Annotated in this window: 21 protein-coding genes; 17 read left to right on the top strand and 4 right to left on the bottom strand. The window is 72.3% G+C overall.

Annotation, left to right across the window (positions count from 1 at the left end; translation table 11 throughout):
• Nucleotides 1-6: 6 nt before the first annotated feature.
• From ASD93_RS05965 to ASD93_RS05895, 16 genes are read left to right on the top strand one after another with little or no spacing between them, the layout of a single operon-like run.
• Complete coding sequence (locus ASD93_RS05965) at nt 7-444, top strand: phage tail protein (protein WP_056120113.1); 438 nt, start codon at nt 7-9, stop codon at nt 442-444.
• A gap of 1 nt (nt 445) precedes the next feature.
• Nucleotides 446-910, top strand: coding sequence for a phage tail protein (locus ASD93_RS05960; protein ID WP_056120111.1), 465 nt, complete (start codon nt 446-448; stop codon nt 908-910).
• Between the two features lies 1 nt (nt 911).
• A complete protein-coding gene (locus tag ASD93_RS15880; RefSeq protein ID WP_157536881.1) occupies nt 912-1076 on the top strand; it encodes a DUF5908 family protein in 165 nt (54 codons plus the stop codon).
• A complete protein-coding gene (locus tag ASD93_RS05955; RefSeq protein WP_157536880.1) occupies nt 1073-1759 on the top strand; it encodes a LysM peptidoglycan-binding domain-containing protein in 687 nt (228 codons plus the stop codon). The genes ASD93_RS15880 and ASD93_RS05955 overlap by 4 nt, the downstream gene beginning before the upstream one ends.
• On the top strand, nt 1756-3474 hold the full coding sequence (locus tag ASD93_RS05950; RefSeq protein WP_056120105.1) for a phage baseplate assembly protein V: 1719 nt from the start codon (nt 1756-1758) through the stop codon (nt 3472-3474). Before ASD93_RS05955 ends, ASD93_RS05950 begins: the two co-directional genes overlap by 4 nt.
• 8 nt (nt 3475-3482) lie before the next feature.
• Entirely contained in the window at nt 3483-3761 is a 279-nt protein-coding gene (locus tag ASD93_RS05945; RefSeq protein ID WP_056120102.1) for a PAAR domain-containing protein, read from the top strand.
• Nucleotides 3758-4192: a GPW/gp25 family protein gene (locus ASD93_RS05940; RefSeq protein WP_056120101.1), complete on the top strand. Its 435-nt coding sequence runs from the start codon at nt 3758-3760 to the stop codon at nt 4190-4192. Before ASD93_RS05945 ends, ASD93_RS05940 begins: the two co-directional genes overlap by 4 nt.
• The gene (locus tag ASD93_RS05935; protein ID WP_056120098.1) at nt 4189-6876 is read left to right on the top strand and encodes a baseplate J/gp47 family protein; all 2688 of its coding nucleotides are present in this window, start codon (nt 4189-4191) and stop codon (nt 6874-6876) included. Before ASD93_RS05940 ends, ASD93_RS05935 begins: the two co-directional genes overlap by 4 nt.
• Entirely contained in the window at nt 6873-8543 is a 1671-nt protein-coding gene (locus ASD93_RS15875; protein ID WP_056120095.1) for a hypothetical protein, read from the top strand. Before ASD93_RS05935 ends, ASD93_RS15875 begins: the two co-directional genes overlap by 4 nt.
• On the top strand, nt 8530-9444 hold the full coding sequence (locus tag ASD93_RS05925; RefSeq protein WP_056120094.1) for a hypothetical protein: 915 nt from the start codon (nt 8530-8532) through the stop codon (nt 9442-9444). Before ASD93_RS15875 ends, ASD93_RS05925 begins: the two co-directional genes overlap by 14 nt.
• Nucleotides 9445-9460: 16 nt before the next feature.
• Nucleotides 9461-11488 carry a hypothetical protein gene (locus tag ASD93_RS05920; protein ID WP_056120091.1) on the top strand — a complete coding sequence of 676 codons (2028 nt, stop codon included), beginning with the start codon at nt 9461-9463 and terminating at the stop codon, nt 11486-11488.
• Nucleotides 11485-12714, top strand: coding sequence for a contractile injection system tape measure protein (locus ASD93_RS05915; RefSeq protein WP_056120089.1), 1230 nt, complete (start codon nt 11485-11487; stop codon nt 12712-12714). Before ASD93_RS05920 ends, ASD93_RS05915 begins: the two co-directional genes overlap by 4 nt.
• The gene (locus ASD93_RS05910; protein ID WP_056120086.1) at nt 12711-14030 is read left to right on the top strand and encodes an ATP-binding protein; all 1320 of its coding nucleotides are present in this window, start codon (nt 12711-12713) and stop codon (nt 14028-14030) included. The genes ASD93_RS05915 and ASD93_RS05910 overlap by 4 nt, the downstream gene beginning before the upstream one ends.
• The gene (locus tag ASD93_RS05905) at nt 14027-19063 is read left to right on the top strand and encodes a hypothetical protein (RefSeq protein ID WP_056120084.1); all 5037 of its coding nucleotides are present in this window, start codon (nt 14027-14029) and stop codon (nt 19061-19063) included. Before ASD93_RS05910 ends, ASD93_RS05905 begins: the two co-directional genes overlap by 4 nt.
• On the top strand, nt 19063-19701 hold the full coding sequence (locus ASD93_RS05900; RefSeq protein ID WP_157536879.1) for a hypothetical protein: 639 nt from the start codon (nt 19063-19065) through the stop codon (nt 19699-19701). Before ASD93_RS05905 ends, ASD93_RS05900 begins: the two co-directional genes overlap by 1 nt.
• Before the next feature lie 10 nt (nt 19702-19711).
• Nucleotides 19712-20038: a hypothetical protein gene (locus ASD93_RS05895; RefSeq protein ID WP_056120076.1), complete on the top strand. Its 327-nt coding sequence runs from the start codon at nt 19712-19714 to the stop codon at nt 20036-20038.
• On the opposite strand, the gene rpe is transcribed toward ASD93_RS05895, so the two are convergent.
• Complete coding sequence (gene rpe / locus ASD93_RS05890; RefSeq protein ID WP_056120073.1) at nt 20032-20730, bottom strand: ribulose-phosphate 3-epimerase; 699 nt, start codon at nt 20728-20730, stop codon at nt 20032-20034. The two genes, ASD93_RS05895 and rpe, sit on opposite strands and share 7 nt — an antisense overlap.
• A 20-nt stretch (nt 20731-20750) precedes the next feature.
• Here rpe and glsA point away from each other — a divergent pair, with 20 nt between their 5' ends.
• Complete coding sequence (glsA, locus tag ASD93_RS05885; protein ID WP_056120071.1) at nt 20751-21923, top strand: glutaminase A; 1173 nt, start codon at nt 20751-20753, stop codon at nt 21921-21923.
• Between the two features lie 8 nt (nt 21924-21931).
• On the opposite strand, the gene ASD93_RS05880 is transcribed toward glsA, so the two are convergent.
• Genes ASD93_RS05880 through ASD93_RS05870 form a run of 3 tightly spaced genes read right to left on the bottom strand, consistent with a single transcriptional unit; the run spans nt 21932 to nt 26207 of the window.
• On the bottom strand, nt 21932-23302 hold the full coding sequence (locus ASD93_RS05880) for an RsmB/NOP family class I SAM-dependent RNA methyltransferase (protein ID WP_056120067.1): 1371 nt from the start codon (nt 23300-23302) through the stop codon (nt 21932-21934).
• On the bottom strand, nt 23299-24222 hold the full coding sequence (gene fmt, locus ASD93_RS05875) for a methionyl-tRNA formyltransferase (protein ID WP_056120060.1): 924 nt from the start codon (nt 24220-24222) through the stop codon (nt 23299-23301). The genes ASD93_RS05880 and fmt overlap by 4 nt, the downstream gene beginning before the upstream one ends.
• Before the next feature lie 8 nt (nt 24223-24230).
• Complete coding sequence (locus ASD93_RS05870) at nt 24231-26207, bottom strand: hypothetical protein (protein WP_056120057.1); 1977 nt, start codon at nt 26205-26207, stop codon at nt 24231-24233.
• Between the last annotated feature and the right edge of the window lie 29 nt (nt 26208-26236).

Raw genomic sequence — 26236 nt, 5'->3', positions numbered from 1 at the left:
TCCGACATGTATCCCATGACCACCCTGCACTTCTCCGTGAGCTGGGGGGATTCGCAGAACACCTCGAGCTTCTCGGAGGTGAGCGGGCTGACGATGGAGGCCGAGGTCGTCGAATACCGCGGCGGCGCCGACCCGCAGCTGACCACGACGAAGCAGCCGGGTCTGAAGAAGTTCTCCAACGTCACGCTCAAGCGCGGCATCGCGCCGGCCGAGGCCGGCAACGGGCTGTTCGACTGGTACAACTCGATCCTCGCCGGAACCGTCCAGCGACGGTCCGTCACCGTCAGCCTCCTCAACGAGGCGCGCGATCCCGTCATGACGTGGAAGATCAAGCAGGCCTGGCCCGTCAAGCTCGAGGGGCCGGGACTCAAGTCCACCGGCACCGACGTCGCGATCGAGTCGGTGGAGTTCGCGTGCGAGGGCATCGAGATCGAGCTGGCCTGACGTGCTGCCCACCGCCGCTCCCCCGCAGCAGCCGTTTCTCACGGCGCACTTCGTGCTGGCCATCGACGGACTCTCGTCGGTGAGCTTCACCAAGTGCGCCGGGCTCGCGGGCGAAGTGGCGGTCGAGGAGTACGCAGAGGGCGGGGAGAACCGGTTCTCGCATCGGTTCCCCTCGCGCGGATCGTTTCCGAACCTCGTCCTCAATCAGGGCGCGGGGCCGACCCGCGAGCTGTGGGACTGGTTCGGCGAGTTCCACGTGACGGGTCTGGTCGCGCCGAGGGACGGCACGGTGTCGCTCATGAGCGTCGTCGACGGCGACCTGTCCCCGGTCAGGGTCTGGGCCTTCACTCGCGGCTGGCCCGCGAAGCTCACCGGACCCGAACTGGACGCGCAGGCCAGCGCGGTCGCCGTGGAGTCCATCGAGATCGCCCATCACGGGCTGATGCTCAAGAAGCTGGCGGTGTGACATGGCGGTCGTGATCGGCGAGATCATCACCGAGACGGTGGTGGCGCCTCCGCCAGAGGCCGGAGCCGCGGCATCCGTCGCCCGCGACGAGGCGGACATCGACGCCATCGTGCGCCGCGCAACGGAGCGCGTGCTCGAGACACTCCGTCGGGAGTGGGACCGATGAGCCTGACCACGAGCCAGCTGACCAAGCTCACGATCGACGCCTACACGGACCTCGAGTTCCGCACCAGCGCGGGTGTGACCTGGACGGCGCTGCTGAACCCGACCGAGCTGTCGTTCAGCCGCAAGAACACGTATCAGCAGACCCAGTCCGCAGGCACCTCGACCCCGCAGCAGTCGTTCGGCGGAGGTGAGCCCGACCAGGTGTCGCTCGATCTGCTGCTGGACGGCACCGGCGTGGTCGGCGAGCCCGGCAGCATCGGACCCTCGCTCGACGTACTGCTCTCGCTGACGTCCTTCCAGGGCGAGACGCACCAGCCGTACTACGTCCACGCACACTGGGGGCGGTTCTCGTTCCGCGGGATCCTCGTGCAGGTCGACGTCACGTACAAGCTGTTCGACCGCACCGGCGAGCCGCTGCGCGCGACGGTGAAGCTCCAGCTCAAGGAGGCGCTCTCCCCCGAGGAGGTCCAGGCCGAGGACCGCCCCGCCTCGCCGGACCTCTACCAGACCTGGCTCGTCAAGGAGGGCGAGACCCTCGACGCGATCGCGGCCAGGGTGTACGGCGACCCGGCCTACTGGCGACCGCTCGCGCACGCCAATGCACTGGTGAACCCGCGCGGACTGCGCACCGGACAGCTGCTCATCCTCCCGCCCCTCGCCGCACGCGAGGGGGTCCGCCGATGAGCGGCGCACAGCCGGACCGGCCGGCCTTCGAGGTCACCGTGGCCGGGCGCGCGCTCGAGCCCCTCGTCGCCGCGGACGTCATCGAGATCGACGTCCACGAGGAAGTGGGACGCCACGGGATGTGCACGCTGCTGGTCCAGAACTGGGATGCCGATCACCGCGCCGTGCGCTACTCCGAGGGGCCGTTCGTTCCCGGTGCCGACCTGTCGGTCGCGCTCGGCTTCCACGCCGAGCTGACGTCGGTGTTCCAGGGAGTGATCGCCGCGGCGACCGCCCATTTCCCGGGCAGCGGCGCGCCGACGCTCCGCGTGGAGGCCCGCGCGAAATCGATCCTCCTGGAGTTCCCGCCGCGCTCGCGCGTCCTCGAAGACGCCACGGACGCGGATGTCGCCGCCGCCGTCGCCGCGGACTACGGGCTCACCGCGGATGCCGCCGCGGGCGTGACGCGCGAGGCGGTCGTGAGCGACCGGGAGTCGGACTGGGACTTCCTCAAGGCTCGCGCCGCGGTGCTCGGCTGGGTGCTGTACGTGCGCGACGACGTGCTCGTGATGAGACCTCCCGCCGCGGCATCCGATCCTCCGGTGCTCGAGTACACCCGCGACCTCGTCGAGCTGCATCTCACCGAGGATCTGACGCTGTCCGTCGACGAGGCGGTGGGCGTCGGCTGGGATGTCGGGACGCTCGAGCCGATCGAGTCCGAGCAGGGCGAGAGCGCTGCGGGCGTGGACACGGGAGACCGCCCGACGCATGCCGCCGCGGTCGGCGACGCCGGCTGGCCGCTGCGCACGGCACGCGACGAGCGCCCCGCGGAGGCCGCGGGCGATGCCGCCGACGCCCGTGCCGTTGCGCGCCAGCGCGATGCGGCGCTGGCGCATGTGCACGGCCGCGGCGCGGTTTCCGGACGCCCCGAGCTGCGGGCCGACGGCTGGGTCGAGCTCACCGGCGTCGGGCCGCGGCTGTCCGGCCCGCACTACCTCACGGCGGTGCGCCATCGCCTCGGACCGGGGTCGTACGAGACCGAGTTCCAGGTCGGCCGCCCGCCGGTGCTCGTGCCGCCGGCCCCCGATCGCGCGCCGGCGGCGCTGACGACCGGCCTGGTCGAGAGCCTGGACGATCCCGCGGGTCTGCACCGGGTGAAAGTGCGCATGCCGTGGCGCGCCGACGCGGGCGGGTCGGTGTGGGCGCGCCTGGCGACGCTGGATGCCGGCGACGGCTACGGCACCGTGTTCGTGCCGGCGGTGGGTCAGGAGGTGCTGATCGGACACCTCGACGGCGACCCGGTCGCCCCGGTCGTCCTCGGCCAGCTGCACAGCGGGGCCGCGGCGCCGCCGGTGACCGTGGATCCCGACAAGAACGTGGTCCGCGCGATCGTGACACCCGGCGGGCACGCGGTCACCTTCGACGACGGGGATCAGCCGCGTGTCGAGATCGCTTCCGGAAAGGGGCACAGCGTCGTCATCGACGACAAGGAGGGCGCGATCGTGCTCACCCACGGCGACTCGGGGAACGCGGTGACCGTGTCACAGGACGGCATCACGCTGGAGGCGGCATCGGGCGACATCGTCCTGAAGGCGTCGGCCGGCACCGTGTCGATCGACGCGCTCAAGATCAGCGGCAAGGCGAGCGGACCCTCGAAGCTCGAGTCGTCCGCCACGTTCGACATCGAGGCGTCAGGGCCCCTCGGGCTCAAAGGCGCGCTCGTCAACATCAACTAGGAGGCGCGATGCCCGGGGCAGCGCGAGTGGGCGACCAGACGGCGCACGGTGGAGTGGTGGTGGGGCCGGGGGTGGCCACCGTGCTCATCGCGGGCATGCCCGCGGCCGTCGCGGGCGACATGCACGCGTGCGTGATCCCGTCCCCTCCCCCGCATCCGCCCTCGACGCCGTTCCCCGTCGGATCGGTGACCGTTCTCGTGCAGGGGCGACCGCTGCTGCGCCAGAACGATGCGTGTGCGTGCGGGGCGACCGTCCTGGTCGGGGCGCCGACGGTGGTGATCGGATGATCGGCGAGGAGTACCCGCAGGTCGGCGACGGCTGGGCGTTCCCGCCGCGATGGCGGTGGGATGCCGCCTCCTCGACCGCCGTCCTCGACGCCAGCGCACCGGATGCCGCCGCGCGCGTGGAGCACGTCCGCCAGGCGCTGGTCATCCTCCTGCGCACCCAGCTCGGCTCGCGGGTCATGCGACCGGCCTTCGGGGCGGGCGTCGATCGTCACGTGTTCGAACCGCGCACGGCCGAACTGTGCCACCGCCTCGCCGAGGACGTGCGCCGTGCGCTCGTGCTCGGCGAACCGCGCGTGATCGTCGACGCCGTCGACGCGACCCCCGCGGGCGACGCCGATGAGCGCGTGGACGTGACCATCGCGTTCCGCATCGACCGGCACCGGCGCCCCGACTCGCTGGTGCTCCCGTTCTACGTGGCGGGTGGAGCATGATCCGCACACAGGAGCAGGTGCTGCGCGCGATGGCGGATGCCGCGAGGCTCGCGCCGTTCGCGGACGGCGACACGTGGCGGGATGCGCTGTTCACGGGTCCGGCCGACACCCCATCGCTCACGCGGCCGTCGGATCCAGACCGGGCACTGCTGGGCGCCATCGCGGACGAATACACCCAGGTGGACCTGCACGTCGCGCAGGCGGCGGCCACGCGCCGGATCGGCTGGCTGCGCGAGGTGCTCGGCATCCGCCCCCTGCCCGCACTCCCCGACCGAGTGATCGCCCACGTCGACGTGGACCCGAAGAAGGCCCCGGCGATTCTGCCGCCGGGCACGATGCTGCGGGGCGGGAAGGACGCGACCGGCGCCGAACGCCGCTATCGCACCCTCGACGCGCTGACGGCCTTCGGAGCGGGTCTGGCGGGTGTGCGGATGACAACCGAGGACGGCACGCAGCCTCTCGCCGCTGCCGGCGCACTGATCGCCGCCGCCCCGCCCTTCCCCCTCCCCGGTGCCGCCGAGGCGGCGCCGCACATCCTGCGCATCCGCTCGTCCGCCCTCGCGTTCACGTCCGGCGCCATGACGATCGCCGTGGAGTTCGAAGAGCCGGCCGCGCTCGCCCAGACCATCGCCGTGGCGCAGTGGCGCTACTGCCGCGCCGACGGGCGGATGTCGCCCGCGGGGACGGGCACACTCACTGGAGGAAGCGTCCACATCGGGCTCACGGGCGGCTGCGTCGATCCCGAGGGCGGCACGCCGTGGATCGAGATGGTCGTCCCTGCGGGGTCGCCGGTCCCCGAGGGCTTCACGTTCTCCGGATGCCGGGTCTCGGTCGTGAAGCGCGAAGGCATCATCCCGGCGGCGGCCTTCGTCGGCGAGGGGCTCGTCGACGTGACGAAGGAGTTCAAGCCCTTCGGGGAGGTGCCACGTCGCGGGCAGGCGTTCTACCTCCGCGTCGACGAGGCGCTCTCCAAGACCGTCCAGACACTCACGGTCACCGTCACGCTGCTGCCCGAGGACCAGGCCGAACTGTCGTCGTCGCCCGGGTACCTCACCCCTTCGCAGTACGCGCACCACACGTACCGCCGCCAGTTCCTGGCCGTCGCGCAGACGCACCTGTTCGACTACACCGACGCGGACTACGAGCGCGACTTCCCGACCCGCGCCCCACGGGCGCCGGAAGTGGTGTGGGAGCGCCGCATCAACGGCGCGTGGCAGCAGTTCGGCAGCACCGCGAATGCGTTCACGACCATCACGGCCTCCATCGGCGATGGACTGAGCGACCCGTACGAGGTGAGCGGTCAGCCCGGCCATTACATCCGCGCGTTCCTGCGCTCCGGCGACTTCGGATGGTCGAACTACCTGCAGGAGGTGGCACAGTTCGCGACGGACGCGGCAGGGGACGGTGCCGCGACGATGCCCGAATTCCCGACCGCTCCCATCGCATCGACGATCACACTGTCGTACACGACGCGTTCCGTGGCGGCCGACCGCGTCGAGGCCCTCAGCGGCTGGCGCCGCCGCGTGTTCGGCACCGGTCCGTTCCAGCCGTTCCGGCGCGCGGTGGACGAGCGGGGCAGCCGAGGGCAGGTCGCCTTCGGACTCGACCTGGGCGACGGGGGTCTCGGATCGACGATGTCGCTGTACCTCGTGGTGGACTCCGCGGCGCCGTGCGGTGCCGTGGACGATCCGGACGCGCGCTGGGAGTGGTGGGGCGGCGGCGTGTGGCACCCGCTCGACGTGGCGGACAGCACACAGCTGCTTCGCGAGTCGGGACTGCTGCGGTTCGTCGCACCTGTGGACTGGGACACGGGCTGCACGGACGTGGATGCCTCGACCGGTCGCTGGATCCGGCTCGTCACGACCGTGCCGTCGAGGCTCGGGATCCTGCGCGACGTGATCGTGGACGCCGTCGTGGCCGAGTTCGACTCCCGTGGGATCGAGAGCGACCCCACGGTGGGCGAGGCGCTGCCGGCCGGCACCATCAAGGGGCTTCTCAGCCCGATCGACGGCGTCAAGAAGGTGACCAACGTCGCCGCGGTGCGCGGGCGCGTGGCGGAGGCGCCCACGGCCTACGCGCGACGGGCCTCGGCCCTGGTCCGGCACCGCGACCGGGCCATCGCCGCGTGGGACTACGAGCAGCTCGCACTGATCGCCTTCCCGGAGATCGTCTCGGCGCGAGCGCTCCCCCATACGTCTCCCGCGTCGACGTTCGCGCCCGGCACCGTGGGGCTCGTCGTGCTCCCCGACAGGCCCGCCGACCCGCAGCCCCGGCCCTCCGTCAGCCTCTCACAGCGACTTGCCGAGGAGCTCGAGCCGCGCATGCCGATGGGTGCGGCGCTCTCGGTGCTGTGCCCGCAGTACGAGCCGGTCACGGTGACGGCCGACGTCGTGCTGCGACGCGGTGTGCCTGCGCTCGTCGGTATCGCCGCGGTGAATGCGGCGCTCGAGGCGGTCCTGCATCCGGGAGCAGCTCGCCCCGTGCGCTGGGGTCGCGACCTGTACGCCTCCGCACTGATCGCGGCGCTCGAGAAGGTGCCGGGAGTCGATTCGGTGGAGGAGTTCGCACTCTTCCTCGGTGCCACGGCGACCGGAACGCCCGTCGACGTCGTCCGCGTCGATGCGTGCCTGGGGCTCTACTGCTCCTCGGGCGCCCATCGCCTCACCTGTCGGGAGCAGCTGTGACCACTGTCGAGCCCATCACCGCGTTCGTCCCTGTCGCACCCGATGCCGACTGGGAGACCGTGCGCGCTCGCCTCATGACGGAAGTCGCGTCGAGGGGGCCGGGCTGGACGGACCACAACGCCGCCGATCCGGGTGTGACCATCGCCGAGGTCCTGGCGTTCGGGATCGCCGACCTTCACTTCCGGACGTCTCGGCCCCCCTTCACCCAGTGGCCGCTCGCCGGCGACGGCTATCGCGCCGCCGCGGACAGGCACTGGCACACCGTTCTGCCCCTGCCCGAGCTGCGGACCTCATCAGACGCACTCGCACCGCTCGCGACGACGCTGGCCGCGACCGCGGACGCTCTGGAACCGATCGTTCGCGCTGCGGCGAGCAGGGCGGATGCCGATGCCGTGCTCGCCGCGGAACCCTGGCGCAGCGCAGTCCCGGCGGGGCAGCGGATCCCCCTGCTGGCGGTGCTCCGGGACGGTCTCGTGCGACGGACCGCGCTGGAGTTCGCTGACCTGGTGTCCGATGTCGTGGACGGCGAGGATCGCCGCGAGGGCACCCCCACCGAGCGCGACGGTCGCGCCGCGCAGCGGCTCGCTCTGTCGCTGCCGCTGTGGCCGGACGAGCTCGCGGCGCTCGTCCGCCGCGAACGCAGGCGTCGGGTGCTCGATATCGCCACGGCGCGGCGCCCCGCGATCCTCGCGGCGACCAGCCCGGCCGATCGCGCGACGGTCATCGCGACGCTGGTCGGCGACGGGCTCGTCGCGGCCGAAGCGGAGATCGCTTCGGCCGCCGCACCCCTGCCGGCGGGGGTCGTCCCCGAGGACCTCGAGCACGCCGGCGGCGCGACCCGGATCTGGCCACCGCACGCCGTGCAGGCACTCACGTGCGAGCCGGTGACGGCCGCCGACTACGCCCGACGGGCACGCACCCACCCGGGGGTGGCGCGGGCGTGGGCGGTCAAGGGGCGGCTGGAGGGCGTCGCGTGGCATGGACTGCCGACGACGGATGCTGCGGCCCTGCCCGTCGGCGATCCTCGACGCCACTGGGCGGTCGATCCGGCGGCTGCCGCGATCACCCTCGTCGTGGAGACCCGAGACCCGGAGGCGGTGGTGGGCGACGAGTTCCTTCGCGAGGTGCTCGCCAGAGCGATCGGCGACCAGGTGCGGCATCCGTTCCTCGCCTACCGTGACGACCTCGACGACGAGACCCCTCGCCGGCTGGTGTGCGACGAGGTCGGCGCGGCGCTGCTGAAGCGGATCGGGGTCGTGGTGCAGGCACGCCTGGTGGTCTCGGCGACGGCCGCCGGCGCCGATGTCGTCGCCGACGCCACCGGCCGGCTCCAGCGGTACTTCCGGGAAGGGCGACCCGAGTCGGCCGTGTCCGAGCGCGCCGCCGAATCGCCGTCCGGACCGTGGCCCGACGCCCCGCAGCCCGCGGGCGGCTGGAATCCCGGCGAGGCGATCCGCTTCACGGAGATCGTCGAGCAGATCGTGGCCGACCCTGCCGTTCTCGGCGTCGAAGCGCTGTATCTCGGGCGCGAAGGAGAGTCGACTCTGACCGCGGCGTCGGAGAGCTTCCTCACCATCCCGCCGGACGCGGTGCCCGTGCTCGCAGAAGGCGACTGCCTCGCGATCGTGTACGCCGGTGAGAAGGGATGCGGACATGCGGAGTCCTGACTACACGCGCCTGGCCCAGCAGCTGCCCTCCCTCTATCAGGAGGAGCCCGGCTCGTTCTCGCAGCTGGACGCCTACCTCGGCCTCGCCGATGAGCTGAACGAGGCGATCGCTGCCGGTCTCGAGGACGCCTCCCTCACGCACGGTCCGGACGCCGCGCTGCGGTGGCCGGCGTCGCTGCCCCTCACCGCAGGTGCCGACGCGCTCACCCGCGAACTGCTCGCACAGTGCGACGACCTCGCGCAGTGGGCGGCCTTCGCGCCGCCGGCATGGTGGGGAGCCGATGAGCCGGCTATCGTCGCGCGACGTCGGTTCCTGGCGCGGTTCGCCCGGCTGTGGCGCCGACGCGGCACGCCCCGCGGCTTCGTGGACTGGTTCAGCGAGTATTTCGGACTCGCCGCCGAGAGCGTCGATCCCGACGACGTCGTGCTGCGTCCCCTCCTGCTCGAGCATTTCACCGTGCCCGGCGGCTCCACGATCAACGTGCCGTTCACCGCCACGCTCTTCGTCCCGGTCGAGGGTCGCGATCCGGCGTCCCTGCCTCCGGGCGCCCGCCCCGAGCCGGGCTTCCGCGACTACGAACGCCGGCTGCGCGCAGCCGAGTTCGCCCGCTGGTACGCGCCCGCGCACATCTGGGTGCGCGTGTGCTTCGTGTCCCGCGGGTTCCTGGCAGGACTCACGCCGTACACGGCGCCGGCGATCCTTCCGACCGGCGCGAGCGCCGCGCAGCTCGCGGCCTATGAAGCGCAGGTGATCTCCCACATGGCCACCCTTCTCGACGTGCTCTGCGACGTCGTTTCGGTCGTCGACCACGCCGGAGCGATCCATGTCTATCGATGCGGCGCCGATGAGGGCGTCACCGACCAACTGGGTGTGGGGCGACTGCCCCACGCCGACGACTGAGGCGGAAGGCAGGACGATGACCGTCAACGACTACCCGGAGTATGCCGAGGGCCAGACCCTCACCGCGGCCGAGCTCAACGCGCTCACCGCGCACGTCCGTCACCGGGACACCCTCGTCGCCCGGATGATCGGATTCGGCGTGAACGCGGGGCTGAGCGGGGCATTCGCCGGCACCACTCTCACGATCCAGCCCGGCCTCGCCCTCGATCAGGGCGGTGAGCCCCTGGTGCTCACGACACCGCAGTCGTTCACCTTCCCGCGCACGCCCGACACCATCGCGTATCCGTTCATCGAGGCGACGGCGGGCGGGTTCAGCGTCGTCGCGGAGGCCACCGACGTCGAGACTGCTCCCGCACCCTGCACCGAGACGGACTGCGCGGGCCACGCGACCACGCACACCGCCGGCGTCGCGCTGCGCGTGGTCGCCGGGCGCGTGAGCGGTGCGCGCTTCGACTTCTCGAGCGAGCCGCTGCTCGCCGTCGAGCCGATGCGGCTGTCCCTCACCTCGCAGCCGCAGGGTTCGTACGTCGCGCTGCGGGATGCGATCGTGACGCGCCTGCGCAATGGGAGCGCACCGTCGTTCGTTTCGGACGCCCTGATCAATCAGCTCGAGGGCACCTCGATCGCAGCATCCGATCTCGCGGGAGTGAAGGGGTACAAGGCGGGCTGGATCAACCTCGTGCTCTTCGCGACTCTGGACCTCCTGCGCGCAGAGGCACTGCTGCGCATCGCCGCATTGCGCGACGCGACCCCGCCCGGCGTGGTGCTCGGGTGGGTGCACCAGGTCTCGGGCGCGTGGGTCTTCGACTGCGCGTACCGCCACGCGTGGGAGCCGCCGCGGGGGTTCACCGAAGCGTTCCTCGGCGGTACGTGCAGCGATCCTCTCGGTGCCTACCGCGACCAGGTCGAGGGCCTGCTGGCCGGATACGCCCCGCCCGACCCGCCGCCCACGCCTCCGTCGGGCGGTGGCGGCGTCGGGCCGCTCGACTTCTGCAAGAAGGGGAAGTACTGGATCGGCTACAAGTGCCTGCTCCCCCTGGATCCTCCCGTGCTGATCCCCGACAAGTGGCGCGACTGGTGGGTGAACATCGATCCCAAGGTCCCGGTGTGGAACCCGCCGCCGATCGACTACGTCGACCTCGTCGAGGACATCTACGGGATCGAGAAGCGCAACGTGTTCGAGGACGGGGTGCTCGGCTTCGGCGGGGTCCTCGGATTCGACAAAGACGCGGTGGCGGTCAAGATCGCCGACGAGATCCTCGTGCGCGGAGGCACGCCCGACATCCTCGTGACGGATGCCGCGGGGCTCAAGGGCCTCGACGGCTACATGCCCGCCGGCGCGGCGAGCCCGAGCGACAAGATCGTCGTCGTCGCGGACGAGACCGGCCGGGTCGTCGCGACCGGCCGCGTCGCCGCCGTGCACACGGCGAAGCAGATCGGGACCATCGTGCCGCAGGCCGAGGCGGCTCTCGGCAAGGCCGACGCCGCCGTCGCGCAGGTGGCCTCTCTGTCGGGCTCCGTCGCGGTGTCGCTCGACGTCATGGACGGCAAGCTCGGTACGTTCGAGCAGTCGCTCGGAGGGCTGCAGGGCGAGTTCCTCGCCTTCCGCGGGGGTGACTTCGACCTCAGCGGCTACGGTGTCCGCCTCGGCTCGCTCGAACAGCGCATCGAGAAGGTCGACAACGTGGGCGAGCGCCTTGCGGTCCTCGAGGGCCGGGTCGGAACGCGCCAGTTCGAGGGGGGCGTCAGGACGATCGACCCCGACATCGCCTCGGGGATCGCCGAGTTCACCCGCACGGCGGTCGACCTCATGAGCACCACCGAGGCACAGAACCCGAACTTCCAGCGGTACATCTCTGCGGTGCAGCGCAGCCAGGCGGACTTCGAGGTGGCGGTCGCCGGCGGCACGCCGGCCGATCTCGGCATGGCGACGGTCGACCTGCTCGACACGATGCGCACGATGGTGAAGGCATCCGGCGTCGAGCCGGAGCTCGGCCGGAAGCTCGACGTGCAGTTCCGCGAGATCAAGGGGCGCTTCGGGTGACGGACGTCGTCGTCGATCGCATCCGTCTGCGCGGTGTCGGGACCGGCCGGCTCGCGCGGATCGCCGCGCGCACGCTGCCCGTCGCGCTCGACCGCGCGCTCGGCGATGTCGACGACGCGGAGATCGACGCGATCGTCGTGTCCATCGACGAGGACGTGCTGGCGCTGGATGACGAGGCGATCGCGGCGGTCTGGGCGGATGCGATCCGCGCCGCCCTGATCGCGGAGGGCGTGCCGACGCGACGGCGTGCGAGCGATGCCGCTCTGCCCGGCCGAACCACGGCGCCCACCGGTCCGCGTTCCGAACGGGACGCGGAAGCCGTGCGGCGGCGCGTCCTCGCGTGGGCGGAGAGCTCCTGGCCGCGCGGGCCGGTGCCGGTGGGTGCGCTGCGCCTGGCGGCCCGCGCGTCATCAGGAGCGGGCGGCGGTGTCGCGGACCCTGGCGACGTCGAACTCGGGGCGCGCATCCGTGAAGCGCTCGAGGACGAGCTGCGCAGACGGCCTCGCCGCGGGGATGCGCCGGCCCCGCGCCGAACGGGTGACACCTCCGCTCCGCGGGTCCCCGTGCCCGAGGTCCGGCCGGCAACCGGCACCCCGCGACCGGACGCACCTCCCCCGCATCCGGATCCCGTCGAGGCGGCCGCCGCCGCGGAGGCAGAGCGCTCCCGCGCCCTCGCCTTTCTCGCCGATGCCCTCGCCGACCTCGTGCGCGACGGGGGCGCCGACGAGTCCGTCGATCTCGACCAGGTGACCCGGGCGGCCGGGCTCGCGCTCCTCTACCCCTGGCTCGCCGACCACTGCCGCGGCGCCGTCGATGCATTCCCTTTCGAGCCCCCCGCGTCGGTGCGCGCCGCCGCACTCGCGGCACTCGTCGACCCGGACGACCCGGATCTGGTGGACGACGTGCTCGTGCGGCACCTGGCGGGGGTGCGTGAGGGCGACCCCGCCGTGTCCGCGCCGAGATACGACACCGCGACGATGCGGGATGCCGCCGACGGCGTGGTGCGCTCGTTCGCGTCGCTGCTGCCCGGCTTCGGGACCTCGAGTGCGGCGTTCATCCGTCGGGAGTGGCTGGAACGACCCGGCCTGCTCGACACCGGCCGTGATCCTGCGCTGCTCCTCGCACACGCGCGGCCGCTGGACGTCGTGCTCGACGCGCTTCCCTATCCGTTCGGGCTGTTCGCGCTGCCGTGGTGCCGCCCCGTGACCGTGAGGTTCCGGCCGTGACCGCGCGGGTCGACGCGCGCACGGCCGTCGCCGAGCTGCGGGCCGCGATCGAGATGCTCGACGGTGTGGTTCAGCTGCGGCTCGAGGAGCGGCGCGGCGGGATCACCGGTCGCCCGCTGTCGATCGAGACCGGCGACGAGGGCATCCCGCCGCTCTCGCGGTACGAGGGAACCGGACCGCTGGCTGCGGCGATCGGCGTGGCAGGGCTGACCGCTCCCGAGGCCCTCGTGCTGCTCGCGGCCATCGCCCCGTCGGTCGACGAGCGCTTCGCCGTCGCGTTCGGCCTGCTCACAGACCGGCCGGGCGTGACGGGCCTCACCGGCGAGGTGGCGCGGACGCTCGTCGCGCGCTCCTTCGCGGGCCGGCTCGACGCGAACGCACTGCTGTCGGAGCACGGCGCGCTGCGGCGAAGCGGCCTGCTGGTCGTCGACGGCGCAGACGGTCTCGACGGCGTGCTGCGGCCCGAGCCCGCCCTGCGCGCGTGGGTGCTCGGTCTCGCTCCCCCGGCGCAGACGGTGACGCCCGACTTCCCGGCGCGGCCCCTCGCCACGGTCCACTCCATGACGGACGTCGTGGTCCCCGCGCGCACCTCCGACCAGCTGCGCGAGCTCGAGGCGCGCATCCGCCTGCGGGAACGGGTGAGCGACGACTGGGGCTTCGCCGCCCATCACGACGGGGCCTCCGGGGTCATCGCGCTCTTCCACGGACCGCCCGGGACCGGCAAGACCATGACGGCGGCCGCCGTCGCCGGCGCCGTCGGCCTGCCCGCGTACATCATCGACCTGTCCGCGCTCGTCTCCAAGTACATCGGCGAGACGGAGAAAGCGCTCGCCAAGGTGTTCGACCGCGCTGCGCGCGAGCACTGCGTGCTGGTCTTCGACGAAGCCGACGCGGTGTTCGGCACTCGCACCGAGGTCTCCGACGCGCACGACAGATACGCGAACCAGGAGGTGTCGTACCTGCTCACCCGCGTCGAGAGCCACCCGGGGGTCGTGATCCTCACCAGCAACCTGCTGGCCAACATCGACCAGGCATTCCAGCGGCGGATCGCCGTGATGATCGAATTCCCTGCGCCCGGACGCGCCGAGCGCGAGCGCATCTGGCGCGGCATCCTGCCGTCGCGGACGCCCGTCTCCGCCGACGTGGCCTTCGACGTGCTGGCGGAGCGCTTCGCGCTGACGGGGGCGCAGATCCGGGATGCCGCGATCGAGGCCGCGTATCTCGCCGCCGCCTCCGATGCCGCCGTGTCCCACGACCTTCTCGTCACCGCGGTGCGGCGCCAGTACGCGAAGGCAGGGAGGACGGTCCCGTCGTGACCCCCGCGACGTCGACCCGCGAGACCACCGAGCGCACCGCGCGCTCGCCCGCGGACGCGGCCCGGGACTCGCCCGCGGCAGCCGAGCCGAGCATTCTGCGCAGTGTCCCCCGCCCGCTCGAGTTGCCCGGCGTGGTCGCGATCGACGGACAGGAGGCGGGCGGATTCGACGCCGTCCAGGCGGAGTGGGGTCCCGGCGGCGGCGAGGTGGTGCTGACGGCGCGGCGGCCCTTCCTCGATCTCACCGCGCGCGCCTCCTTCGACGCACAGGGCGCGTTCGACGGCCGGCTCGCCGTGCGGGCGCGGCTCGGCGTGGTCGGACTCGGACTCGGCGAGACGACGTGGACCATGACGGGCTGGACTCCCGACGACGCGATGATCGCGCCCCGGGCCGCGCTGCGGGGCTCCGATCTCGTGCTCGACGTGTCCGCGCTGCCCGCCGAGACGGTGATCTCGGTGGATCCCTCACTCGCTCTCGCCCGCGGTGCGGGCACCGTCACGATCGGACTCCCCGCGGGCGCCGTATCCGAGGGGAGACCGCTGAGTCCGCGCATCGTCGAGCTCTACCGCGGACTCCTCGGCGTCGACCTCGGCCCGGTCGTCGTGCATCCCGATGCCGAGCTGACGGATGCCCCGGCCTCGACAGCGGGAGCCGACGCCTTCTTCGCCCCCGGCGCATACGGAGAGGAGACCCCTGCCGCTCTCGCATTGCTCGATGCGGTCGTGCGCGCCGTCCTCGCGCAGCGCTCCGGCCCGGTGCACACCGACCCCGCCCCGCCGCCTCCGAGCACCGACAGCGACGGTGGCGGGACGGTGCCCGCCGCGTCGACGGAGCTCGTACCGGCGACTGTGCCCGATGGGGCGCCGGGCCCGACCGCGGCGGCCGAAGCGCAACCGCCCGCCGAGTCCGGTGAAGCCACCGCCGCCACCGACGCAGCGGCAGGCGGCCCCGGCGGCCCCGCGGCGGACGGCGCCCCGACGGGCGGTGCCGCCCCGGAGGGCGAGGCGGCACCACCGCCCGTCGCGGTACTGATGCCCGAGGCTCCGACGGCGCCCGGTCCCGCGGCGGCAGCCCGCGGCGGCGCGGTTGCGGGGGGCGCGGGAGGCGCTGCGCGCTCCGCAACGGACCTGCCGTCGGCAGGTGAGATGACGGATGCCGCGCGCGGCGCTGTCGCCGAGCCGGTGACCGAGACTGCGGCGCGAGCCCGTGAGGACCTCGCCGCCGAGCTCGGTGAGCGGCCCGCCCCGAGCCCGGAGATCGTCGAGCTGTGCGAGCGCATCCGCACGGCGATCCGCGAGAACCGGCCGGAAGACGAGGACGCGCTGCTCGAGGCCGATCCCACCCAGCAGGCGCGCGACGCCGGCGCGACGGTGACTGGATCGGTCGACGGGCAGGTCACGACGGTCAGCGGGGCGTACGACGAGCTGGCGTCTCCGCCCGCGGGGACGCCGGCCCTCACGCCGACACCGGTGACGCCGGCAGAGCCCGCATCGGCAGGAATGGGCGTCGCCGCCGCGTCCGCGGCGCCCGACGCGATCCCGCCGGAGAACACGAACCTCGACGCGGACGTCGCCGCGACGGATCAGCGGATCGCCGATTCCGGTATCGACACGCGGGTCACGCGCGAGATCCCGGACGGCCCTTTCGAGGGGGCGCGGGCCGCGCGCGGGGAGCTCGGCGAGCTCGCCCAGCGCACCCCCGAGGAGATCCACGCCGAGGAGCAGACGGCCATCGACGCCGCCCAGGGCGACATGGCCGCCCTCCAGCAGCAGGCTCTCGCGGCGATGCGCACCGCGCGGGGCGGTGCGGTCACCGACACGGGCGCCGCGTCGGAGGCCGCGACGGGAACCGAGGTGAACACCCGGGACGGGGTGTCGCAGCGGGCGCAGGCCGTGTTCGATGCGGCGCAGCGCCAGGTCGAGACCCTCCTGACTCCGCTCAGCCGCACCGCTCTCGCGCAGTGGGATGCCGGGCTGGCACGGCTCTCGCGCGAGTTCCACGACTCGCTCGACCGGGTGCAGCGCTGGATCGACGAGCGCCACTCCGGTGTCGTCGGAACGATCGTCGCGATCGGCGACTATGTGGCGGGACTTCCGGGGTGGGTCACCGACGAGTACAACCGTGCCGAGCGGACATTCGGCGACGGGGTATGCGATCTCCTGCTCTCGATCTCGAGCGACGTGAATGCGGTGATCGCCGCCGCGCAGACGGTCATCCGCACCGCGCGGGAGGACATCGACGGCCTCTTCAGCCAGATGGAGGCGGAGTTCCCCGAGTGGGCCGCGCAGGAGCGGGCCAGGTTCGCAGGGCGGCTCGACGCGCTCGACGCCCGGGTGACGCAGGCGCAGACGAGCTTCGTGAACGACGTCTCCTCGCGAGCGATCACGGCGGTCAATGAAGCGCATGCCGCGGTGGAAGCCAAGAGGCAGGAGGCCGGCGGTCTCATCGGCCGGGTGGTCGCGGCGATCGAGGAGTTCATCGACGATCCGGTGCGGGCGATCATCAACGGCCTCCTTCGCCTCGTCGGCATCCCTCCCGGAGCATTCTGGTCGCTCCTCGCGCAGATCGAGCAGGTCGCCGCCGACATCGCCGAGGACCCCGAGACGTTCATCAACAACCTCGTCGCCGGCGTCAAGCAGGGCTTCCAGCAGTTCTTCGACAACATCGGCACGCACCTCCTCTCCGGCTTCTGGAACTGGCTCTTCTCCGGCCTCAGGACGCCGATTCCGATGCCGACGAGCTACGACGCGCTGTCTCTCATGACCTTCGCGCTGCAGCTGATGGGCATCACGTGGCCGAATGTGCGGGAGATCCTGGTGCGCCACGTCGGGCCCACCGCGGTGGAGATCCTCGAGGGCGCGTGGCAGATCCTGTCCGTGCTGATCACCCAGGGTCCACAGGGCCTGGTCAACATGATCAAGGAGCAGCTGGCGCCCGAGAACGTCGTCGGGATGATCCTCGACGCGGCGATCGAGTACATCACCGAGACCCTCATCGTCCAGGTCGCGCAGTACATCTTCTCGCTGCTGAACCCCGCCGGCGCCGTCGCCCAGGCGATCAGACTCATCTACCAGGTGTGCGCGTGGATCTTCCGCAACGCGGCACGGATCTTCGCGTTCGTGCAGGCCATCGTGGGCGGGATCGCCAACGTCATGGCCGGCAACATCGCGGGCCTCGCGCAGACCGTCGAGCGGGCACTCGCGTCGATGCTCGTCGTCGCGATCGACTTCCTCGCCGGGATGCTGGGGCTCGGCGACCTTCCCGATCAGGTCGCCGAGGTCATCACCCGGCTGCAGACGTACGTGCTCGGGATCATCGATCGCGTGGTCGGCTTCATCGTCACCCAGGCGCGCGCGCTGCTGCGACGTCTGGGCATCGGCGGCGAGGACGAGCCCGGCGACGACGACAACGACGACGAGGAGCTCGGCACGACGGTGCGATTCAGCGGCGGGGGTGAGAGTCATCGCCTGTGGTTCGACGTCGCCGGATCGGATGCCACGCTCATGGTCGCGTCCGTGCCCGAGCCGATCACGAACAAGATCGCACAGTGGCGGGCGAAGGTGTCCGCCGGGGAGCCGGCGGACGCCGCGCTCCGAGCCGAGGCATCCACGACTCTCGGGAACCTCGAGACCGTCGCGAATGAGGCGAGCGAGGAGGGAGACCGCCTTGCGGCGCTGTTCCTGCAGGCGGCGGCCGACGAGAGCGACGAGAACGAGCCGCCGTCCGACGATGCGCTCGAGAACCGCGAGCGCGCGATCTCCGGCATGCTGACCCGCCTCTTCACGATCTTCGAGGATGTCGATCCGGAGACCTATCTCGCGGATATCGCCGGCGCGCTTCCCGGCCATACGGCGTCCTACCTCGACACGATCCAGGGGCAGTGGGAGCGTCCCATCACCGCGCCGAAGCTGACCTCCGATGGCGTCACACCCATCTGGGACATGTCCGTCGCCACCCGCACGGGTGCCGTGGCGTTCGCCCGCAGCGGCGCCACGCACCGCCAACTGCTCCCCTACTTCCTCGTCGGCAGCCAGAACACCGGGCAGCAGCGATCCGCCTCGACGGGGGCCTTCCGCAACCACGCGCTCGAGACGGACTCCCCCGAGCCCGCTCACCGCGTGCGCGCCGGAGTGCTGCGCGCCTTCGGCGAGGACACCGTCGCTGCGATGAGGACCATGGCGCGCGGCAAGATCTCTGCCGCCGACAACTCGGCGCTGCGCGACCAGATCGAGGGCATGACGTTCACCACCGACGGCGGGCGGTGGGGGGCTTTCGTCGGCATCCCGGGCGACTCCATCAATCCGCTGGTGCGCACCGCCGTCGAACGCGAGGGCGGCATCGTCCCGTTCCTGCGCGCCCTCGTCGACAACTCCGCGCAGATCACATGGTCCCAACTGCTCCAGGTGTGGAGCGCGAGCGACGCGACCAAGGACTATCTCAAAGGGCTCTTCCGCGGTGTCCAGCGCGGAACCCACGAATGGATTCCCACGGGCTACATCCCGCGGGTCATCGAGACGGCCGTCGGCGCCGCCTCGACCGGCGATGTGCGAAACGGACTCCGCTGGATCACGGCGCAGAACACCCTGCGATCCCCCACCCCCCACGTGCTCTTCCCACCGCAGGTGGACACCGTCCCCGCTCGCGGAGTCTCGGGCGGAGTAGCAACGACGACGGAGTTCTCGGGCCACGAAGGAGCGTTCCGGAGCGCGCCTCGTGCGCGGGAGTTCCTCGGCACCGTGCCGTCGCGACCCTTCCACGATTGGCTGCGGGCGGAGTTCACCGCGCAGAACGGCCTCGGCGCGGTCGGCTACCTCCGCCATCTGCAGTCCCTCGTGCCGACGCGAGTCTGGGACGGCAGCACCCATATGTTCCCGGACTCGGTCCTGGATCGACCGATCGGGATGTTCTACCGTTGCGGCGACGGCGTCGACCGCCCGCTGACCGTGGCACAGCTCGCGCTGCGGCAACGACTCAATTGGCAGCGGATCGGCGCAGCGTTCGCGGCGGCGATCGCGGCGACGGAGGCTGAGTGATGCTGAGCGAGGATCTTGAACGGGCCATCGCCGAAATGGTCGCGATCGGGGAAGTGGCACCGGACGCAGATCCTGCCGCGCTCGAGGACCTCGTCGTGATGCATGCCCGGGACCTCGAGGGACTCGAGACGCTGACCTCGTTGCGCACGCTCAGTCTCATCGGGTGCAGTGCCGGCGACTATCGCCGAGTCGGACGGCTTCCTTCCCTCCGTCTGCTTGCGATCGAGCACTCCGATCTCGTGTCGCTCGATGGGGTTCTGCCCGTCGGCGTCCAGGTCGTCGTCGTTCGCAACTGCCGGCTCTCGTCCGTCGCCCCCGCCGATGTCCCCACAGGGCTCCAGGTGATCGACGTGTCGGGGAATCCTCTCGACGACGCGGCAGCGGCGGTCGTCGACGATGGGGTCCTGCGCGGCGCCGTCGTCACGCGGGACGACGACCGTGTCCTGGCGCTGAATGCGCGCCTCGCGCGCGCCGACGGTGCGTTCGTCTGCGCGGGCGCGGCAGACGCCTGCATCCTGACGGTCTCGGGACTCGACATCACACCCCACCCGGAGCGCGTCCACGTCAGCACCACCACAGCCGAGGTCGACATCGCGCTGTCCACGGGCGCGCTGCGGGCTCTCGCCGGGATCGAATGAGGAGGACCCCATGACGGATGGCAGCACGGTACCTGCGCACGGCCCCGGCGTGGAGTGGCTCGCGCAGCGAGCCGGCGTGCCGGCGGACGAACTCCTGCACGACGGCACGGCGCTGACGGGCGCCCTCGAGGCGGCTGCGCGCGACGGCCTCGGCCTCGCTCGCCGGCTCATGTCGGCCGATCCGGAGGAGCGTCGCCGTGCGGAGGTCGAGGCTCGCGCCCTTCGCGCCCGCTTCGCCGCCGACGGGCCCTCGCCCGAGGAGCGGTTCGCCGCGAAGATCGCTGAGGCCGCCCGACTGCTGCGTGAGCGGGCGGAGGACTCCCCCGGTCCTCAGTGAGTGTGCCGGTGCTGTGCGGCCGATGCCCGCAGACCGGCGATCGCTGTGCCGGGGTCGCTCGCGCCGAACACCGCTGAACCGGCGACGAACGTATCGGCTCCGGCTTCGGCGGCCTGCGCGATCGTGGACTCGCCGATGCCGCCGTCCACCTGCAGCCACACCGACGACCCGCGCCGACGGGCCTCGTCGGCCAGCCGTCGCAGCTTCGGCATGGTCTCGGGCATGAACGACTGCCCGCCGAACCCGGGTTCGACGGTCATCACGAGGATCTGGTCGAAGTCATCGAGCAGGTCGAAGAGGCCCTCGACGGGGGTCGCGGGCTTCACGGCGACCCCGGCGCGGGCGCCGATGTCGCGCAACCGCCGTGCGAGAGCGACCGGTTCGGTGGCCGCCTCGAGATGGAAGGTCACCGATGCCGCGCCCAGCTCCGCATACCCCGGAGCCCACCGGTCAGGGTCGGCGATCATCAGGTGCACGTCCAGCGGCACCGGGCTGGTCGCCTGGATGCGCTCCACCATCTGCGGGCCGAAGGTGAGGTTCGGCACGAAATGATTGTCCATCACATCCACGTGCACGAAGTCGGCGGCGGCGATGCGCGCGAGCTCGGACTGCATGTTGACGAAGTCGGCTGCGAGGATGCTCGGATTGATGCGGATGCCGCCATCGCGGCCGTTCTCGTCGCGGAGGGGCACGCGTCCATTATGGTCGAGCCGTGGACCCCATCACGGCGCTGCTCGCCGACGTACTCGAAGAGATCCGGCCCGGCGATGCCGGTGCTCCCGCCGCCTATATCCCGGAACTCGCGACGGCCGACCCGGAGCGACTGGCCTTCGCCGTGGTCGGTCCGCGGGGGCGCGTGCGCTCGGTCGGCGACGACCACGCCGAGTTCACCATCCAGTCCATCTCCAAGCCGTTCGTCCTCGCCCTGGCGCTGGAGGTTCACGGACTCGATGCCGTGCTGCAGCGCGTGGGGGCGGAGCCGAGCGGCGAGCCGTTCAACGCGATCAGCCTCGAACCGGTCACCGGGCGACCGTCGAACCCGATGATCAACGCCGGCGCGATCGCGACCTCCGCGCTCATCCCGGGCGATGATGTCGAAACGCGCACGGCGCGCATCGTCGAGATGCTGTCGGCGTTCGCCGGCCGGTCGCTCTGGATCGACGAATCGGTCTACTCGTCGGAGTCGGCGACGGGCGAGCGCAACCGCGCGCTGGCCCACCTGCTCAAGTCCCACGGCGTGATCGACGGATCCGTCGAGGTCGCGGTCGAGACCTACTTCCGGCAGTGCTCGGTGCTCGTGAGCGTGCGCGATCTCGCGCTCATGGCCGCGACGCTCGCCTTCGGCGGGGTCAATCCGGTGACCGGCCAGCGCGTCGTCGGGGAGCGCGTCGCACGCGATGTGCTGTCGATCATGTCCAGCTGCGGGATGTACGACTTCTCCGGCGAGTGGCTGCTCCGGGTGGGCCTGCCCGCGAAGAGCGGCGTCAGCGGCGGCCTGATGGCCGTCGCGCCCTCGCAGTTCGGCGTGGCCGCCTTCAGCCCTCGACTGGACGCGCACGGCAACAGTGTGCGCGCGGTCGCCCTGGTCGAGGCGGCGTCCGAGCGATTCGGGATGCATCTGCTCGAGCCCCACGAGAGCGTCGCCTCGCCCGCCATGACCCTGCACGGCGACGACGGCGGCCGCATCGTGCGTCTCGGCGGCGAACTCGGCTTCTCCGGCGCCGAGCGGATCGTCGCGGTCCTGCGTGAAGTGGCCTCATCGCTTCCCGACGGCGAGCCGCTCACCGTGGATGCGCGCGAACTCGTACGTACGCACCCGGGCGCACTCATCGCGCTCCGCGGCGAGTTCGACGATCTGCCGGAGTGGATCTGGCTGCTGGAGTGAGCGCCGGGCTAGACCCGTCGCAACAGCGAGATCGACATCGCATCCGTGTTGTGGCGGTGGGGCCACAGCTGCGCGCGACCGGAGCCGTCCGTCTGCGGAGCGAGCGCAGGATCGCTGTCCGCGAGCGCGGTGATCACGTCGCGCGCCGAGAGCTCCTCGAGCGCCGCACCCCATTCGCGGCGCACCTCGGCCACGACGCCTGAGGTCTCCGCCAGGTGCGGTGAGCAGGTCACGTAGGCGACGACGCCCCCACGCTTGAGCGCCGAGACCGCCCCGGTGAGCAGTTCCCGCTGCAGCTCCGTCAGCCCGGGCACGTCGGCGGGCGCCTTCCGCCACCGCGCCTCGGGCCGGCGTCGGAGGGCGCCGAGGCCCGTGCAGGGAGCGTCGACGAGAATCCGGTCGTAGGTCTCGGGCGTCTCGGCGGTGCGCTCTCTGCCGTCCTGCTCCGAGACCGGGACCTCGAGCGGCACGCCTTCGATCGCCCGGCGGACCAGTCCTGCGCGTGCGGGTGAGATCTCATTCGCCTCGAGGCGTGCGCCGTGCGCCAGCGCTTCGGCGGCGAGCATCGCCGTCTTGCCGCCGGGTCCGGCGCACAGGTCGAGCCACCGCTCGCCCTCGCGCACCGGCAGCGCGCGGGTCAAGGCGAGCGCGGCGAGCTGCGATCCCTCGTCCTGCACGCGGACGCGGCCTGACGAGGCGCGGATGATGCCCTCGGGATCGCCGCCCGCCAGGCGGAAACCGACGGGCGAGAACGGCGTGCGGCGGGCGTCGCCGGGAATCTCGGCGAGCCCCGGAAGGGCCGCCATGGTGACCCGGGGCGACGCGTTGTCGGCGGTGAGGAGAGCTTCGAGCTCGTCGGTCCGGCCCTCGGCGGCCAGCGCACGCCGGAATGCGCGGACGACCCACACGGGGTGGGAGAACAGCAGCCCCAGCTGCTCGTCGTCGGAGCGGGCGCCGTCGGCGACGCGGTTCATCCAGTCGCCCGGCGTATCGCGGGAGATACGCCGGAGCACGGCGTTCGCGAATCCGGCGGCGCCGCGTCCGCCGGCAGATCGTGCCAGCTCGACCGACTCGTTGACGGCTGCGTGCGAGGCGACGCGGGTCGAGAGCAGCTGGTGCACGCCGAGTCGGAGCGCGTCGAGCACGGCGGGGTCGATGTCGAGAATGAGTCGGTCGGCGGCGATCGCGATGACAGCGTCGTAGGTGCCCTGCCGTCGCAGCGTGCCGTAGGTGAGCTCGGTCGCCAGCGCGGCGTCCGCCGTGGAGAGGCCCGCCCGCGAGATCAGGGTCGGAAGCAGGAGGTTCGCGTACGCGTCGGATTCGTGAACGGCGCGGATCGTGTCGTACGCGACACGGCGCGATGCCGCGGCGGCGCTCACGATCCGGCCACCGGACCGTCGCTGCGCAGTCCGCGCCACCAGTCCGCGGCGCGCATCGGCCCCTTGCCCGCGGGCTGGACGGAGTCGAGTACGACGGGCCGTGTGCCGGTGCCGACGAGCAGCTCCCGCTGCTGAATGACCATGCGTCCGGGCTCCAGCGCGGGCGCGTCGTCGGCAGCGCGATGCACGGCGAGGATCTTCACGCGGCTGCCGTCGACGGTCGTGTGCGCGCCGGGTTCGGGCGTGACGCCGCGGATGCGGCCCAGTACAGCCGCTCGGGGTTCGGCCCAGTGCACGGCGCCGTCGTCGTCGCCGAGCTTGCCCGCATACGTCGCCTCGCCGGTCTGCGGGCGGGTGACCGCGGTGCCGTCGGCGATCGCATCCACCACGGAGAGCAGCAGGTCGGCGCCGTCCTCCGCCAGTGCGGTGAGCAGCTCCCCCGCCGTGGCGTCGTCGCGGATCGGATGCGCGCGGTCGGCGTACACGTCGCCGGCGTCGAGCTCGGGCACGAGGCGGAAGACGCTCACACCGGTCTCGGCATCGCCCGCGATCAGCGCGTGCTGCACCGGAGCGGCGCCCCGCCACCGTGGAAGGAGCGAGAAGTGCAGGTTGATCCAGCCGTGGACCGGCGTGGAGAGGAGCGGCTCGCGAACCAGACCGCCGTAGGCCACGATCACGCCGAGGTCGGGCCGCAGAGCGGTGATCCGGTCGGTCGCCTCCGCATCGAGACGGTCGGCCTTGATCGCGTGCAGACCGAGGTCGTCCGCCGCGGCGGCCACCGGCGAGGGCGTGAGCACGCGCTTGCGGCCGAGCGGCGCATCGCGTCGCGTGATCACGGCGGCAAGGTCGTGATCGGATGCCGCCAGCCGGCGCAGCGACGGCACCGCCGGCTCCGGCGTACCGGCGAAGACGAGACGCATGGGGTTCCTCACAAGTCCAGATCGGGCACGTCGACCCGAACTTTCAGTGTATTGCGCATGCCCGGGGCGCGCCCCTTCGCGGGCCGTCTCCCCTTGATCGCGTGGTTCACGACGGCGGCTCGCAGGCTCTCCGCCACGCGGGGTCCGAGGGCGTACTCGAAGCGGATCAGCGCGCGCACGCCCTCGTCGCGTGGCAGCGGCCCGAGGACCGCGTCGCGATCGAGCTCGGGCACGGCTGAGCGCAGCGCGGTCAGTGCCGCATCGACGGCGGCGCGGGCGCCGTCGATCGACGCGACCCGCACGGTCGGCGGCATCCTCAGCGGGGCACGGTCTGCGAGTTCTGCGCGTGCATACGCGGCCTGGGTCCAGGTCGCCAGCGCCCGCGCGACCGCGCCTGCGACGCCGACCAGATGCACGGGTGCGCCCGGCGCGGCGAGGGCGGCGGCATTGGACCACCAGCGCAGGCAGGACTCTCCGATCCGCAGCTCGTCGGCGAGCAGCATCCGATCGCCGTCCAGGAGGATGACGGCGCGATAGCCGCCCGCCGCGAGGGGCTCTGCGCCGCGCGTCGCGACGACCAGGGCAGGGCGCGCATCGACCGCCGTCACGGGGTGGTCGCCGTCGGCGATGACCACGCGCACGCCCGGGAACGCACGTCCGAGCTCGTCGGCGGTGCGCTCGCTCCCCGACGAGGCCATGCGCAGCCGCGTCGACGAGCATTCCGAGCACGTCCATGCGGGGGTCGCTCGACCGCACCAGGTGCACGTCGGGACCGCACCCTGGCGGGCGGCGTGGAGCGGTCCGCCGCAGTGGGGACAGCGGGCCGGATGCCGGCATTCGGCGCAGACGAGCACGGGGGCATACCCCGGGCGCGCCACCTGGACGAGCACCGGACCCAGCGTGAGGGCCTCGCGTGCCGCTGCGAAGGCGGCCGACGGCACGCGAGCGCCGCGCGACTCGCCCTCACGCGTCGCGCTCAGGACGACGCGGGGGCTGATGCGACGCGTCGCCGGGCACTCCCGGACCCAGCCCACCGCGACGAGCCGCTCGACGTCGGTGGTGCGGGTGTGACCGGCGAACACGAGGGCGCCGCCCTCGAGCTCCTGCCGGAGCAGCGCCGCGTCGCGGGCGTGCACGCCCGGACTCAGCGGCTCGCCGAGAAGCGGGTCACCGTCGTCCCACACCGCGACCAGCCCGAGCTCGTGCACGGGCGCGTACACCGCCGACCGATTTCCGATCACGACGCAGGGAGAGGCCGCGAGGGTCCGCAGGAAGGCGCCGTACCGGGCGGGCGAGCTCTGCCGGGAGTCGTCGCGCACGAGCGCGGTCACGGGGATCCTCCCCTCGAGCGCGGCTTCGAGCTGGGCGCGGTCCCGATGGTCGGGCACGACGAGCACGGCACTGCGTCCCGCCGCCAGCGTCTGCACGGCGGCGGCCGCGAGCAGAAGTGCCCAGGTGCCGACCGGCGATCCGTCCGCCAGGAGCGCAGGGGCTGGCGTGGGGTCGACGGCGAGGCGCTCCCCCGCGTCGATCGCCGTGGCGAGCCCCGGGAACGCGTCGAGAACGCCGTTCGCCCACGTGAGGTGATCCGAGTCGACGACGGGACTCTCCACATCCCCCGCAGCGAGCCAGGCCTTCTCGGCGCGCACCATCCGCTTCGGAATCGCGAGGCGCAGGATGTCGCTCGCCGACCCGGCGGCGCGGTCGGCGCAGCGACGCGCCAGCGCGTACAGGCGTGCAGGGAGCACCGGAACCGGCGACACGACCGCGTCGAGCTCCGAGAGCGGGCGGTCCGAGGCATCCGGCTCCCCCGACTCCACCAGGTAGCCGTCCACCACCCGGCCGGCCGTGCGCAGCGGCACGCGCACGCGGACGCCCGGGAGCGCCGTGTCCGCGAACTCGGCGGGGATCTCGTAGTCGAAGAGTCGGTCGAGCTGCGGGAGCGGAGAGTCGATCAGCACGCGCGCGACCCTCCGCGCGGTCACCTGCGGCCTCCGCGGAAGCGCCGGGTCAC

The organism is Microbacterium sp. Root180, from assembly GCF_001428485.1.
Lineage (GTDB): Bacteria > Actinomycetota > Actinomycetes > Actinomycetales > Microbacteriaceae > Microbacterium.
Note: the sequence above shows the minus strand (reverse complement) of the source record. Positions and strands in the feature narration are given on the sequence as shown.

Excerpts from the sequence above, each read along its gene's own strand:
- ASD93_RS05965 (WP_056120113.1), top strand. The coding sequence starts at position 7 with ATGTATCCCATGACCACCCTGCACTTCTCCGTGAGCTGGGGGGATTCG.
- ASD93_RS15880 (WP_157536881.1), top strand. The coding sequence starts at position 912 with ATGGCGGTCGTGATCGGCGAGATCATCACCGAGACGGTGGTGGCGCCT.
- ASD93_RS05955 (WP_157536880.1), top strand. The coding sequence starts at position 1,073 with ATGAGCCTGACCACGAGCCAGCTGACCAAGCTCACGATCGACGCCTAC.
- ASD93_RS05950 (WP_056120105.1), top strand. The coding sequence starts at position 1,756 with ATGAGCGGCGCACAGCCGGACCGGCCGGCCTTCGAGGTCACCGTGGCC.
- ASD93_RS05945 (WP_056120102.1), top strand. The coding sequence starts at position 3,483 with ATGCCCGGGGCAGCGCGAGTGGGCGACCAGACGGCGCACGGTGGAGTG.
- ASD93_RS05940 (WP_056120101.1), top strand. The coding sequence starts at position 3,758 with ATGATCGGCGAGGAGTACCCGCAGGTCGGCGACGGCTGGGCGTTCCCG.
- ASD93_RS05935 (WP_056120098.1), top strand. The coding sequence starts at position 4,189 with ATGATCCGCACACAGGAGCAGGTGCTGCGCGCGATGGCGGATGCCGCG.
- ASD93_RS05925 (WP_056120094.1), top strand. The coding sequence starts at position 8,530 with ATGCGGAGTCCTGACTACACGCGCCTGGCCCAGCAGCTGCCCTCCCTC.
- ASD93_RS05920 (WP_056120091.1), top strand. The coding sequence starts at position 9,461 with ATGACCGTCAACGACTACCCGGAGTATGCCGAGGGCCAGACCCTCACC.
- ASD93_RS05900 (WP_157536879.1), top strand. The coding sequence starts at position 19,063 with ATGCTGAGCGAGGATCTTGAACGGGCCATCGCCGAAATGGTCGCGATC.
- ASD93_RS05895 (WP_056120076.1), top strand. The coding sequence starts at position 19,712 with ATGACGGATGGCAGCACGGTACCTGCGCACGGCCCCGGCGTGGAGTGG.
- fmt (WP_056120060.1), bottom strand. The coding sequence starts at position 24,222 with ATGCGTCTCGTCTTCGCCGGTACGCCGGAGCCGGCGGTGCCGTCGCTG.